This is a genomic window from Streptomyces sp. ISL-99 (genome assembly GCF_018614005.1).
Taxonomy (GTDB): Bacteria; Actinomycetota; Actinomycetes; order Streptomycetales; family Streptomycetaceae; genus Streptomyces; species Streptomyces flavidovirens.
The window spans coordinates 52617-66324 of the sequence record NZ_JAGGPC010000017.1 but is presented as its reverse complement, the minus strand read 5'-3'; the positions used below and the strand labels follow the sequence as shown (position 1 = coordinate 66324).

The window sequence follows — 13708 nt, the reverse complement described above, 5'->3', positions numbered from 1 at the left end:
GCCGGCCCTCACAGTCTCTGGCTCAGCTGGAAGACGACGGAACCGTCTCCGGTCGCGCGCTCGGCCACCACCTTCATTCGCCCGGACGCCTCACGCAGCTTCCGGTATTCCTCCGCGGCGAATTTCAGGCAGTAGTTCGTCACGAAGACCTCGTTCACCCGCGTCCCGTCCCCGGGAATGACCTCGGCGGTCACCGCCGCCATGGTCGGCGCGCCGTCGTCGCCCAGCGCGAGTGGCGTCAGATAGACGCCATATTGGGATTTCCGTACGTCGGGCCGGCTGCGCTCCAGCGCGAGCCGGGAGAAGCGGCGCATCAAATCGCACTGGTAGAAATTGAATACGTGCTGCCAGCCGGATTCGGAAAGCACCTGCATTTCGGAGAGGAAGAGGTCGCCGGGGAGCAGGAGCTCGTCGAGCATCGCGCTCACCGCCCCCGGGTGCTCGTTCCCCTCCTCGAACCCCAGCATGGTGACCAGATTCCTGGTGCCCGGCAGCCGGTAGTCGAGCCGCCCGAGTTCCTCGAAGAGCGTGTGATGGCAGGCGAACCGGCCGGCCGGAAGTACGGGCGCGAGTTCCCGCTCCATCGTGGCGCGCGAGGCGGGGTTGATGTCGACGCCGTGGTAGCGCCGGACGTCGACGCCGCGCTCGCGCAGCCGCCGCAGGACGAGACCGGTCTTGACCGGCTCGGGCCCCAGCTCCGTGTACTGGATCGGCTCCCCGTCCAGGCCCTCGCAGAGGTCGTCGACAACGTGCGTGAGAGCACTCCTGAGCGATGGGCCGTCCCCCTCCGCGCACCCCAGGCGGGCATCCGTCATGCCGCGCTCGTTGAGGGACCGCATGAGGTGGAACACCTCCTCCAGGGAGGTGTCGGCGGTGCGGGGCGCGGCCTCGTCGTAGTACTTCTCGGCGTTCGCCGGAACCGTGACGCGCGATGCGGGGACCCGCAGCAGCGCCGCCAGGGAGTTCCGTATCCGTTCGGTCAGCGGCTCGGCCCGGAAGACCGGTTCGAGCGCGTTCACCGACGACGACTTCACCGACGACGACACCACATACGAATGCACAGAGCGGCTCCCCAGGGGGATTAATGACCAACGACGCAGTTGTTCAGGCACAGCGGTTGTTCCGATTCATTCTGACCTCTCCGGAATGGTCCGCCGCGACGGCCCGCGAGAAACTCGGCATGACCCAGCTGCAATTCGACCTGGCTCAGTACTTCCTCGTGGAGGCCGGCCTCCTGCGCGCATCGGACGACCCCTCCGGGTACACCCCGGTCTCCCCGGAGGCCGCGGTCGCGCGGCTGCTGGAATGGGAGGAGCAGGTCGCCACCCATCAGCTGTCCACTGTGCGGGAACTGCGCTCCACCATGTCCACGCTCGCCGCCAACCTGACGCTGCTCCAGGCCAACGCGCGGGGTGAGACCGGGGCCAAGCTGCTGATCGGGGAGGAGAACATCTGTGCGGCCCTGGAGAGCGCTTCCGTACGGGCCCGTTCCGAGGTGCTGAGCATGTGGGCACACCCCGCCCCGGCCCAGGACGCGCTCGACGACGTCGTGCGGTGCACCCGTCTGGCGGTGGACCGGGGGGTCGTGGCGCGCACGATCCATCTGGAGGCGATGACCAAGGTGCCGCACGGCATGTCGTATCTGGAGGAGCTCCGGGCCTTGGGGTGCGAGGTGCGGCTCGCCGCGGTCCTGCCGTTCCAGCTCATCCTGGTGGACGACTCCCTCGCGTACGTCTCGACTTCGTCGCGCGAGGGCTGGAGCGCGGCCCTGGAGGTCGAGTCCCGGGAGCTGGGCCGGCTGATGCGGCACACCTTCGAGTACTGCTGGGTGCACGGTTCGACCCCGCTGGAGCCCGTCGACCGGCCGGACAGCCCCATGGAGCCGTCCGCGCGGGAGGCGGCCGTTCTCCGGATGCTGGCCATCGGCAGGACCGACGAGGCCATCGCCCGGTCTCTGGGCGTCTCCACCAGAACACTGCGCAGGATGATGACGGGGCTCATGGACAAACTGGGTGCCGAGAGCCGCTTCCAGGCCGGCGTGCAGGCGGCGGCCCTCGGGCTCGTCGACTACGCCCACAGCCGGTGACGCACTTGCGGTCTCCCCGGTCGCGGCGGCCGTAGCGGCGTCGGCGCACCTGCTCATTCCGCGGGGGATCTGCCGGGCGCGCCGTCCCCCGCGCCCGCCAGAATCCACGCCTCCACCGCCTCGTACCGGCGCCGTTGCCGCTCGCCCGAGCCCCGGTGGCTCAGGAACGTACCCAGCCAGCCCATGAAGAAGCCGAAGGGGATCGACACCAGGCCCGTCGTGGTGAACGGGTACCAGTTGAAGTCCTGGGCGGGGAACACCGATTGCGGGGAGCCCGAGACCAGGTTGGTGCCCGTCATGAGGACCATCACGCACAGCGTGCCGCCGATGAGTGTGCACATCAGGCCCGTGCGCGTGAAGCGGCGCCAGAAGAGGCTGAAGACCAGGGCCGGGGCCAGCGCGGAGGCGCCGATGCAGAAGGAGAGGGTGACCAGGGGCTGTACGTTCCCGTGGCGGGCCAGCACCGCGAGGGCGATCGCGGGGATGCCGACGGCGACCGCCGCCGCTCTCGCCACCGCCATCTCCGTCGCGTCGCCGGCCGTGGACTTGCGGATGCCGTGGGCGAAGAGGTCGTGGGCGAGCGAGTTAGCGCAGGCCAGGATCATTCCGGCCACCGAGGCGAGCAGCGTCAGGAAGATCGCTGTCGTCACGGAGGTGAAGACGAGGGTTTCGAGCGAAGACGTGTCGCCGCCCACCAGCGCCTGGCTGACCAGCAGGATCGACGTATTGCCCTGCGGGTCGGACGCGGTGATCGTCTCGCGGCCGACGAGCGCCGCCGCGCCCAAGCCGATCACGGCGATGAGCAGGCAGAAGACGACTACGGCCGAGACCGCCCAGGACATCGAGCGGCGTACGGCGAGCGCGTTGCGCGAGCTGTACATGCGCATCGTGATGTGCGGCAGGCAGGCGGCGCCGAGTACTACCGTCAACTCCGAGCTGATCATGTCGAGTTCGTTGCCGCCGAACTGAAGACCCGACATCAGGAACGCGTCGCCCGCCCCGCTGCCGTCCTTCGCCACGCCGAGGAGTTCCGCCGTACTCCAGTCGAAGCGGTTCAGGATCAGTACGCAGAGGATGACGCCGGTGCCCTGCAGGAACACGGTCTTGATGATCTGGATGAGTGCCGTGCCCTTCATGCCTCCGATGGCGGCGTAACTGATCATCAGTACGCCGAGGACGACGATGCAGCCGGTCCTGAAGCCCGAGCCCTCGAAGCCGAGGATGAAGGAGAGGAGATGGCCCGCCCCGGCGAGCTGTACGACCATCATCGGGAGCAGCGCGGCGAGGGTGACGGCGCTCGCGGTGATGCGTACGGTGCGGCTCGGCGCGCGGTGGGCGAAGGCGTCGCCCATGGTGAACCGGCCCGCGTTGCGCAGGGGTTCGGCCAGCAGGAACATCAGGAGGACGAGGGAGAGTGCTGTGCTCAGGGCCAGTACTACGCCGTCGTAGCCGGTGAGGGCGATGACGCCGATAGTGCCGAGGACGGTGGCGGCCGAGATGTAGTCGCCGGCGATGGCGAGGCCGTTGCGCATGGGGGAGAGCGAGCGGTAGCCGGTGTAGAACTCGGCGAGGTCGTCGCGGTCGGGCCCGGTCATGACGCACAGGAGGAGCGTGACCGTGGCCACCGCTATGAAGGCGACCAGGGACGTCTCCTGGGCGGAGTCGCTGAATCCGGTCACTGGGCTGCCCGTCGGCCGAGGCCCTGTCGGCGGAGGCTCTCGGCGAGCGGGTCGACGCGGTGGCGGGCGGACTGCTCGTACACGGCGATGGCCACGAGGGTGACGGGGAGCTGGCACAGGCCGAGCAGGAGGCCGGTGTTGAGGCCGCCGGGCAGCTCGCTGCCCATCAGGCCGGGTGCGAGGCCGGAGAGGAGGAGGAAGAGCGTGAAGTAGCCGAGGGCGGTGAGGCTCGCCACGCGGCGCAGCCGGCGGTACGCCGAGCGGAGCCTGCGCAGGTCGCTGTGGCGGCCGGGGGCGTGCTGGTGGGTCGGGAGGGGCTGTTGGGGGAGGGGGTGCGGGGGGAGAGGCGGTGCGGGCGGAGAACTCTGCCAGGGGTAGAGGTATTCCGGGTAGGGCGACATGTGCGGGCTGCTCCTTGCGCGGCTGGGTCCGGGGCGGACTGCAGGGAGAAGCGCGACCGGGGCCGGGGGAGCGGCGGCGGGGCGCTGGTCGGGCCGCGTACGTTACCCATCGGTATCCCCGCCGGGGAGGCTTTCGTGCGAACTGGCGTGGCGGATCCGTCCGTTACCGCAGGTAATCCGATCGGCATGCGTCCTTACTGGCGGTAACGGGGATAGCCCCCGGCAGGACCGCTTTCAGTCGGCCGGTGTTTCCTCGGTGATGACGGGGAAGCGGCGCGGGGCCACGAAGACGAGGGCGAGCAGGGCCAGGACGGCCGCGATCGCCGCGCCGATGTAGACGTGGTCGACGGCCGTGTCCACCGCCCGGCGCAGATAGTCGGCCGCCTCCGCGCTGAGCGAGCCCGGATCGGCCAGCGCGTGCGAGACCGAGTCGAGGTCGCCGGGAAGGCCGTCCCGTATGCCGTCGGGTGCGGCGGCGAGCCTGGACGCGAGGGTGGCGTTGGCGACCGCGCCGAAGAGGGCCGCTCCGACGGACTGGCCGACCTGGCGGCAGAAGAGTACGGACGCGGTCGTCGTACCGCGCTCCGCGTACCCGACCGTCGACTGGACGCCGACGATCAGGGGGAGCTGGAAGAGGCCGAGCGCCGCGCCGAGCAGCAGCATGATCAGGGCGGGCTGCCAGGCCGCGCCGGGGAAGGGGAGGAGCGGGAAGGCGAGCAGGATCAGCGTCGAACAGGCGATGCCGGTGATCGCCGTGAGGCGGAACCCGATGCGGTTGTACGCGTGCTGGCTCAGCGCCGCCGACACCGGCCAGCTCAGCGTCATCACCGACATGACGAAGCCGGCGGCGATCGGGCCGAGTCCGAGGACCGCCTGCGCGTAGGTGGGGAGGAAGACCGTCGGCGCGACCATGAGGAGGCCGAGCGCGCCGAGGGCGAGGTTCACGGCGGCGATGGTGCGCCTGCGCCACACCCAGCCGGGGATGATCGGCTCGGCGGCGTGGCGTTCGATGACGACGGTGGCGGCGGCCAGCAGCGCGCTCGCGCCGAACAGGGCGAGTGAGGGCGCGGAGAGCCAGGGCCAGGCGACGCCGCCCTGGACGAGAGCGAAGAGCAGCAGGCCGCCGCAGGCGAACACGGCCAGGGCGCCCGCCCAGTCGATACGGGGGCGGGAGGCTGCCGTGGTCTTCGTGCGGGACGGTTCGTGCAGGTGACGGACGATCAGCCACAGGGCCGTGGCGCCCACCGGCAGATTGATGAGGAAGATCCAGCGCCAGTCCGCGTACGCCGCGAGCAGTCCGCCGACCGCCGGGCCGGCGACGGCCGACACCGCCCACACGGTCGACAGTTTCGCCTGGATCTTCGGGCGTTCCTTGAGGGGGTAGAGGTCGGCGGCGATCGTCTGGACCGTGCCCTGGATGGCGCCGCCGCCGAGGCCCTGGACGACGCGGAACGCGATCAGGCTGCCCATGTTCCAGGCACAGGCGCACAGCAGTGAGCCGATGAGGAAGAGGACGGTGCCCGCGATCAGCACCGGCTTGCGGCCGAAGGTGTCGGAGAGCTTTCCGTACACAGGGAGGGTGACGGTGACGGCGAGGAGGTAACCGGAGAAGAGCCAGGAGAAGACGGCGAAGCCGCCGAGGTCGCCGACGATCTGGGGGACGGCGGTGGAGACGATCGTGCCGTCGAGCGCGGCGAGGGCCATGCCGAGCATCAGCGCGGCGACGACGGGGCCGCGGCGGGCGTTCGCGTGCGCGGAAGTCCCTCCGGGAGCCTCCGGCCGGCCGGGGGCGCCCCCGCCGCCGGGTATCGCGCTGGTGCTGTCCGCGTTTCCGGTACTGCCGCCCGCACTGCTTCCGGTGCCGCTCACCAAGATCCCTTCACCGTGCACGTATCTGGCCCTCGACACCTTCTCACTTGCAGGTCACGCAGGGGGAGGGTGCAGGCTGCCCGGAGTCGGGGTCCACCTGCGGGTGGAGAGCCCCTGGGGGGTTCTCCTTACTTCTGGCCAGAGGGCGTTCGTCCCGGTGGAGGACGAGGCGCACGCGTCCGTTCTCTAGCTTGGTTTTACGGCGGTCTTACGGGCCACCGCACCTCGGGGGGGTGCGGCTGGGGTGCCGCCGGCGCTTTCGCTGCTCACACGACTTTAGGAGACCGGCCGTGACAACGGCTATGACCATTCCCAGGCACGGGGGCACTGGAGGGCGTACGGCCGTTGCCGCGAGCGCGCGGCAGGTCGTCAAGGCGTACGGGTCGGGGGAGACCCGGGTCGTCGCGCTCGACCACGTCGATGTGGACATCAACCGGGGGCAGTTCACCGCCATCATGGGCCCGTCCGGCTCCGGCAAGTCCACGCTCATGCACTGCCTCGCCGGTCTGGACACCGTGACGTCGGGCGAGATCCACCTCGACGAAACCGAGATCACCAAGCTCAAGGACAAGAAGCTCACGCAGTTGCGCAGGGACCGGACGGCTTCATCTTCCAGGCGTTCAACCTGCTGCCGACGCTGAACGCCCTGGAGAACATCACGCTGCCGATGGACATCGCGGGCCGTAAGCCGGACGCGGCGTGGCTGAACCGGGTGGTGGAGACGGTCGGCCTCGCGGACCGGCTCAAGCACCGGCCCACCCAGCTCTCCGGCAGCCAGCAGCAGCGCGTCGCGGTGGCGCGGGCCCTGGCTGCCCGGCCCGAGATCATCTTCGGTGACGAGCCGACCGGAAACCTCGATTCGCGGGCCGGGGCCGAGGTGTTGAGCTTCCTTCGCAGGTCCGTCGACGAGCTGGGCCAGACCATCGTGATGGTCACCCACGACCCGGAAGCTCTTCGCCGCCACCTCGGCCGACGTCACCGTCAGCCCCAAGGCGGCCGAGGAGGAAGACAACGGGCCGCGGACCGGCAGGCCCGAGGCGCTCCCCGCGTCCCTCGTTCAGCAGGTGACGAAGGCGGACGGCGTGAAGTCCGCCGAAGGCGCCGTCGTCAGCATGTCCGTGACCGTCGTCAACAGCGCCAACAAGAACATGGGCTCGGACAGCGGCGCCCCGACGATCGCCGGCAACTGGACGCGCAACGACCTCAAGTCGATGGACATCACCTCCGGACACGCCCCGCGCGGGCCCACCGAGGTGATGGTCGACGCCGACACCGCCGACAAGCACGGCCTGAAGCTGGGCGACGAGCTGCGCACGATCGCCGTCACCGGCGACATCAAGGCGAAAATCTCCGGCATCGCCGCCTTCAAGATGACCAACCCGGGCGCGACCGTCGTCTTCTTCGACACCGCGACCTCGCAGCAGAAGCTGCTGGGCAAGCCGGGCCTCTTCACGCACGTCTCCGTAACCGCCGAAGAGGGCGTCAGCGACGCGCGGTTGAAGCAGCAGCTCGCCGGCGCGCTCGACGGACCGTACAAGTTCCAGCCGGCGAAGGAAGCCGCGGACTCGGGCCGCGAGGAAGTCGGCTCCTTCCTCGACGTGATGAAGTACGCGATGCTCGGCTTCGCCGGAATCGCCTTCCTCGTCGGCATCTTCCTCATCGTCAACACCTTCTCGATGCTGGTCACCCAGCGCACCCGCGAGATCGGCCTGATGCGGGCCATCGGCTCCAGCCGCAAGCAGGTCAACAGGGGCGTGCTGGTGGAGGCGCTGCTGCTCGGCGTCGTCGGCTCGATCCTGGGTGTGGGCGCCGGTGTCGGCCTTGCCGTCGGCCTGATGAAGCTCATGGGCTCGATGGGCATGGAGCTGTCCACCAAGGACCTGACCGTGGCCTGGACGACCCCGGTCGTCGGGCTCGCGCTCGGCATCGTCGTCACCGTCGTCGCCGCCTACATCCCGGCCCGCCGGGCCGGCAAGGTCTCCCCGATGGCCGCGCTGCGCGACGCCGGGACACCGGCGGACGGCAAGGCCGGCTGGATACGGGCCGGGATCGGCCTGGTGCTGACCGGTTCGGGCGGCGCGCTGCTCTTCCTGACGACGCAGGCGGAGAAGGCGAGCGAAGGCTCGCTGTTCCTCGGCGGCGGTGTCGTCCTGACCCTGATCGGCTTCGTAGTCGTCGGCCCGCTCCTCGCCGGAGTCGTGGTCAAGGCGATCAGCGCCGTCGTGCTGCGGATGTTCGGCCCGGTCGGCCGGATGGCCGAGCGCAACGCGCTGCGCAACCTCGGCGTACGGGAGCTACGGGCGCCGCACTCATGATCGGCCTCGCGCTGGTCGCCTGGGCGCTGCGCGCGGCTCCCGACATCGAGCACGTCACCAGCTACAAGATGATCAAGGCCGAGCTGACCTCTCCCGACGGGAAGAAGGAGACCGAGGAGCTGGCCGCCGCCGATCCGACGTACGCCGAGGACCTGCGGCGCGAGACCGTCGCCGGTGAGCTGAGCGCGGCGTACGGCAAGAACGCGATGTCGGTCGGCAGCGACTACGCAGGGCGGCACGGCATCAAGGTCGGCGACACGATGACCGTCGCGTTCAAGGGTGGCGAGACCGCGAAGCTCCGGATCGCGGCGATCACCTCGGACGAGTCGAACGTCGACAAGGGCGCGATGTACATCCACGTCACGACCGCCGCGCAGTACCTGCCGGCCGACCGGGTGCCGCCGAACCTGATCATGTTCGCGAAGGCGGTGGACGGCAAGGAGAAGGCGGCGTACGCCGGGCTCAAGAAGGCGCTGGACGCCTACCCGCAGTTCACGGTGCAGGACCAGACCGACTTCAAGCAGGGCCTCAAGGACGAGATCGGGCAGCTGCTCAACATCGTCTACGGCCTGCTGGCCCTCGCGATCATCGTCGCGGTGCTGGGTGTGGTGAAGACGCTCGCCCTGTCGGTCGTCGAGCGGACCAGGGAGATCGGCCTGATGCGGGCCATCGGCCTCTCGCGCCGCCAGCTGCGGCGCATGATCCGCCTGGAGTCGGTGGTGATCGCCCTCTTCGGCGCGCTGCTGGGACTCGGCCTGGACATGGGCTGTTCGCGGCCCTGGTCCCGGCCTTCCGGGCGGGGCGGATGAACGTACTGAACGCGATCGCCACGGAGTAGGGGCGGGGCGGTGGCGGTGCGGTGAGGGGCCCGGCCCCGGTGAGCATCCTCCATGCTCACCGGGGCCGGGCTGTTGCCTTGGTCAGGCGGCGAGGACCTGCACGTCGTACTTCGGGATCCACTTGTCGCGGGTGAGCAGCGTCAGTCCCTCGGCCTGGGCCTGAGCGATGAGCATGCGGTCGAAAGGGTCCCGGTGGAGCAGTGGGAGCTGCCCGGCGCGAACGCCGTGCCCGGCCGTGACGGGTAGTGGCTTGAGCTGGCAGTCCCGGGCCCGCTCCGGCAGATCCACGGGGCCTTCCAGCTTTCCGAGTGCTTGCTTGACAGCCAGTTCCCAAGGGGTGACGGCACTGACGTACGCCAGTGGTTCTGTGTTGAGCAAGTGCTTGATCTCCTCGGACAGCTGCGGGGAGTCGAGCAGCCACCACACGACGACGTGGGTGTCGGCCAATAGCTTCATGCGGATCCCTCACCGCGCAGTCCGAACGCCTCGGCGAATCCCTCGTCGTCGGAGATGTCGTCGAAGTCATCGTGGAAGATGACGGTCTGCCCCCGTAGGGAGCCGCAGTCGGTCCGGTTGACCTTGGGGCGCAGCGGCACGACCTTGGCGATGGGCTCACCGGCCCTGCTGATCACGACCTCCTCGCCGGTCTCGACCTGTTGCAGTATCCGGGAGAAGTGGGTCTTCGCCTCGTGGATGTTGTACTGCCGGGCTGATTCCATCACTGCCTCACAGGGATGCCGGGGCGAAGGTGTGGACTAGCTGACTAGTCCAGTCCCCAGCGTAGCCCGGTGCCGCTGTACGGGCCACAGCGTTCACCCGCGCGAGTGTCGGTCCGGCGTCGTAGGCTGGGAGCACCCCCGGCCCGTGAGACGTGTCGGGCCCTTCGCGTTGTCCACCTCGTCACCTCGTTACCCGGACGGAAACCCTTCATGAGCCTGCACGGTCTGCTCGATGCCGTAGTACGAGACCCGGCGCTCGCCGAAGCGGTGAAGGCCGCCACCGACGGCAACCGCATGCACATCGACCTGGTCGGCCCGCCCGCCGCGCGCCCCTTCGCGGTGGCCGCGCTGGCCCGCGAGACCGGGCGTACCGTGCTCGCCGTCACCGCGACCGGCCGCGAGGCCGAGGACCTGGCCGCCGCGCTGCGCACGCTGCTGCCGGAGGAGGGGATCGTCGACTACCCGTCGTGGGAGACGCTGCCGCACGAGCGCCTGTCGCCGCGCAGCGACACGATGGGCCGGCGCCTCGCCGTCCTGCGCCGCCTCGCGCACCCCCGCGCCGACGACCCGTCCGCGGGCCCGGTGAGCGTGATCGTGGCTCCCGTACGGTCGGTGCTCCAGCCGCAGGTCAAGGGCCTGGGCGACCTGGAGCCGGTGGCCCTGCGGACCGGGCAGAGCGCGGACCTGGGCGAGGTCACGGCGGCGCTGGCGGCAGCGGCGTACTCGCGCGTCGAACTGGTCGAGAAGCGCGGCGAGTTCGCGGTGCGCGGAGGCATCCTCGACGTCTTCCCGCCGACCGAGGAGCACCCGCTGCGCGTGGAGTTCTGGGGCGACGACGTCGAGGAGATCCGGTACTTCAAGGTCGCCGACCAGCGGTCCCTGGAGGTCGCCGAGCACGGCCTGTGGGCGCCGCCCTGCCGCGAGCTGCTGCTGACCGACAGCGTCCGGGAACGCGCCGCGGCCCTCGCCGAGGCCCACCCGGAGCTGGGCGAGCTGCTCGGCAAGCTCGCCGAGGGCATCGCCGTGGAGGGCATGGAGTCCCTCGCCCCGGTCCTTGTGGACGACATGGAGCTGCTGCTCGACGTACTGCCCAAGGGCTCCATGGCGCTGGTGTGCGACCCGGAGCGGGTGCGGACCAGGGCGGCGGACCTGGTGGCGACCTCGCAGGAGTTCCTCCAGGCGTCCTGGGCGGCCACGGCGGGCGGCGGCGACGCCCCGATCGACGTGGGCGCGGCCTCACTGCGGGGGATCGCGGACGTACGGGAACATGCCCGTGAGCTGGACATGCTGTGGTGGTCGGTGGCGCCGTTCGCGGCTGACGAGGAGCTGTCGGACGACACGCTCAAGCTGGGCATGCACGCCCCGGAGGCGTACCGCGGCGACACGCAGAGAGCGCTCGCCGACACCAAGGGCTGGCTGGCCGACGGCTGGCGCACGGTCTATGTCACGGAGGGCCACGGCCCGGCCGCCCGTACGGTCGAAGTCCTCGGCAGCGAGGGCATCCCGGCCCGCCTGGAGGCGGACCTGACCGAGATCACGCCCTCCGTCGTCCACGTCGCGTGCGGCCTGATCGACTACGGCTTCGTCGACCCGGGGCTCAAGCTCGCCGTACTGACCGAGACGGACCTGACCGGCCAGCGCACCGCCAGCAAGGAACTGGGCCGCATGCCGGCCCGCCGCCGCAAGACCATCGACCCGCTGACGCTCCAGGCCGGCGACTTCATCGTCCACGAACAGCACGGCGTCGGCCGCTACATCGAGATGGTTCAGCGCACGGTCCAGGGCGCGACCCGCGAGTACCTGCTCGTCGAGTACGCCCCCGCCAAGCGCGGCCAGCCCGGCGACCGCCTCTACATCCCCACCGACCAGCTGGAGCAGGTCACCAAGTACGTCGGCGGCGAGGCCCCGACCCTTCACCGGCTCGGCGGCGCGGACTGGACGAAGACCAAGGCGCGCGCGAAGAAGGCCGTCAAGGAGATCGCCGCCGACCTGATCAAGCTCTACTCGGCGCGCATGGCCGCCCCCGGCCACACCTTCGGCCCCGACACCCCGTGGCAGCGCGAGCTGGAGGACGCCTTCCCGTACGTCGAGACGCCCGACCAGCTGTCCACCATCGCCGAGGTGAAGGAGGACATGGAGAAGTCCGTCCCCATGGATCGCCTGGTCTGCGGCGATGTCGGCTACGGCAAGACGGAGATCGCGGTCCGCGCGGCCTTCAAGGCGGTCCAGGACGGCAAGCAGGTCGCGGTCCTCGTCCCCACCACGCTGCTGGTGCAGCAGCACTTCGGGACGTTCTCCGAGCGGTACGCCCAGTTCCCGGTCGTCGTGAAGGCGCTCAGCCGCTTCCAGTCCGACACCGAGGCGAAGGCGACCCTGGAGGGCCTCAGGGAGGGCTCGGTCGACATCGTCATCGGCACGCACCGGCTCTTCTCGTCCGAGACGAAGTTCAAGGACCTGGGCCTGGTCATCGTCGACGAGGAGCAGCGCTTCGGCGTCGAGCACAAGGAGCAGCTGAAGAAGCTCCGCGCCAACGTCGACGTACTGACGATGTCCGCCACCCCCATCCCCCGTACGCTCGAAATGGCGGTCACCGGCATCCGCGAGATGTCGACGATCACGACGCCGCCCGAGGAGCGCCACCCGGTGCTGACCTTCGTCGGCCCGTACGAGCAGAAGCAGATCGGCGCCGCGATCCGTCGCGAACTCCTGCGCGAGGGCCAGGTCTTCTACATCCACAACCGGGTCGAGTCGATCGACCGGGCGGCCGCGAAGCTCCGCGAGATCGTGCCCGAGGCGCGCATCGCCACAGCCCACGGCCAGATGGGCGAAAGCGCCCTGGAGCAGGTCGTCGTCGACTTCTGGGAAAAGAAATTCGACGTACTCGTCTCGACGACGATCGTCGAGTCGGGCATCGACATCTCCAACGCCAACACCCTGATCGTCGAACGCGGCGACAACTTCGGGTTGTCGCAGCTCCACCAGCTGCGCGGCCGGGTGGGCCGTGGCCGCGACCGTGGTTACGCCTACTTCCTCTACCCGCCGGAGAAGCCGCTGACCGAGACCGCGCACGAGCGGCTCGCGACGATCGCCCAGCACACCGAGATGGGCGCGGGCATGTACGTGGCGATGAAGGACCTGGAAATCCGCGGCGCGGGCAACCTGCTGGGCGGCGAGCAGTCCGGGCACATCGCGGGCGTCGGCTTCGACCTGTACATCCGCATGGTCGGCGAGGCGGTCGCGGACTACCGGGCGGCGGTGGACGGCCAGGTCGAGGAGGAGCCGCCGCTGGAGGTCAAGATCGAGCTCCCGGTGGACGCGCACGTTCCGCACGACTACGCGCCGGGCGAGCGGCTGCGTCTCCAGGCGTACCGGGCGATCGCCTCGGCGAACTCCGAGGACGACATCAGGGCCGTACGCGAAGAGCTCACCGACCGCTACGGCAAGCTCCCCGAGCCGGTGGAGAACCTGCTCCTGGTCGCCGGCCTGCGCATGCTGGCGCGCGCCTGCGGCGTCGCGGACATCACGCTGGCGGGCCCCAACATCCGCTTCGGACCGGTGGAACTGCGCGAGTCGCAGGAGCTGCGCCTCAAGCGCCTCTACCCCCGTACGGTGCTGAAGCCGGCCACCCACCAGATCCTGGTGCCGCGCCCGACGACGGGTCAGATCGGCGGGAAGCCGGTGGTGGGACGCGAACTCCTGGCGTGGACCGGCGAGTTCCTGACCACGATCCTGGGGTCGTAGCGGGCCCGTGACAGCCCCCGAAGCCGGTCGTGCCGCGAGTCGCGGGCACGGCCGGCTTC

8 protein-coding genes and 2 pseudogenes are annotated in these 13708 nt (G+C 70.0%); 4 read left to right on the top strand and 6 right to left on the bottom strand.

The window, feature by feature from the left end; all coding sequences use genetic code 11:
• Positions 1-8: 8 nt before the first annotated feature.
• On the bottom strand, positions 9-1061 hold the full coding sequence (locus tag J7E91_RS10735; protein ID WP_214901260.1) for a hypothetical protein: 1053 nt from the start codon (positions 1059-1061) through the stop codon (positions 9-11).
• Between the two features lie 119 nt (positions 1062-1180).
• Between J7E91_RS10735 and J7E91_RS10730 the strand changes: the two genes are divergently transcribed.
• Complete coding sequence (locus tag J7E91_RS10730; RefSeq protein WP_214901258.1) at positions 1181-2086, top strand: LuxR C-terminal-related transcriptional regulator; 906 nt, start codon at positions 1181-1183, stop codon at positions 2084-2086.
• Positions 2087-2139: 53 nt separating this feature from the next.
• On the opposite strand, the gene J7E91_RS10725 is transcribed toward J7E91_RS10730, so the two are convergent.
• The 3 genes from J7E91_RS10725 to J7E91_RS10715 form a co-directional block, all read right to left on the bottom strand.
• Positions 2140-3765 carry a cation acetate symporter gene (locus tag J7E91_RS10725; protein WP_214901256.1) on the bottom strand — a complete coding sequence of 542 codons (1626 nt, stop codon included), beginning with the start codon at positions 3763-3765 and terminating at the stop codon, positions 2140-2142.
• Positions 3762-4166: a DUF485 domain-containing protein gene (locus J7E91_RS10720; protein ID WP_214901255.1), complete on the bottom strand. Its 405-nt coding sequence runs from the start codon at positions 4164-4166 to the stop codon at positions 3762-3764. Before J7E91_RS10720 ends, J7E91_RS10725 begins: the two co-directional genes overlap by 4 nt.
• Before the next feature lie 234 nt (positions 4167-4400).
• Positions 4401-6035, bottom strand: a complete 1635-nt coding sequence (locus J7E91_RS10715; protein WP_308376319.1) for an MFS transporter — start codon at positions 6033-6035, stop codon at positions 4401-4403.
• A 290-nt stretch (positions 6036-6325) separates the two neighbouring features.
• Here J7E91_RS10715 and J7E91_RS10710 point away from each other — a divergent pair.
• Both J7E91_RS10710 and J7E91_RS10705 read left to right on the top strand, forming a co-directional pair.
• Positions 6326-6987 (top strand): annotated as a pseudogene (locus tag J7E91_RS10710) (ABC transporter ATP-binding protein); the annotation flags it as partial.
• Positions 6974-9188, top strand: a pseudogene (locus J7E91_RS10705) (ABC transporter permease); the annotation flags it as partial. The pseudogenes J7E91_RS10710 and J7E91_RS10705, both read left to right, overlap by 14 nt.
• Positions 9189-9270: 82 nt before the next feature.
• On the opposite strand, the gene J7E91_RS10700 reads toward J7E91_RS10705, so the two are convergent.
• Together J7E91_RS10700 and J7E91_RS10695 are read right to left on the bottom strand one after the other, a co-directional pair.
• Positions 9271-9645: a type II toxin-antitoxin system VapC family toxin gene (locus tag J7E91_RS10700; RefSeq protein WP_214901253.1), complete on the bottom strand. Its 375-nt coding sequence runs from the start codon at positions 9643-9645 to the stop codon at positions 9271-9273.
• Positions 9642-9908 (bottom strand): type II toxin-antitoxin system Phd/YefM family antitoxin, encoded by a 267-nt coding sequence (locus tag J7E91_RS10695; protein ID WP_214901251.1) that lies wholly within the window; start codon positions 9906-9908, stop codon positions 9642-9644. Before J7E91_RS10695 ends, J7E91_RS10700 begins: the two co-directional genes overlap by 4 nt.
• Before the next feature lie 210 nt (positions 9909-10118).
• Between J7E91_RS10695 and mfd the strand changes: the two genes are divergently transcribed.
• Positions 10119-13649, top strand: a complete 3531-nt coding sequence (gene mfd, locus J7E91_RS10690) for a transcription-repair coupling factor (RefSeq protein WP_214901248.1) — start codon at positions 10119-10121, stop codon at positions 13647-13649.
• The last annotated feature ends 59 nt before the right edge of the window (positions 13650-13708 follow it).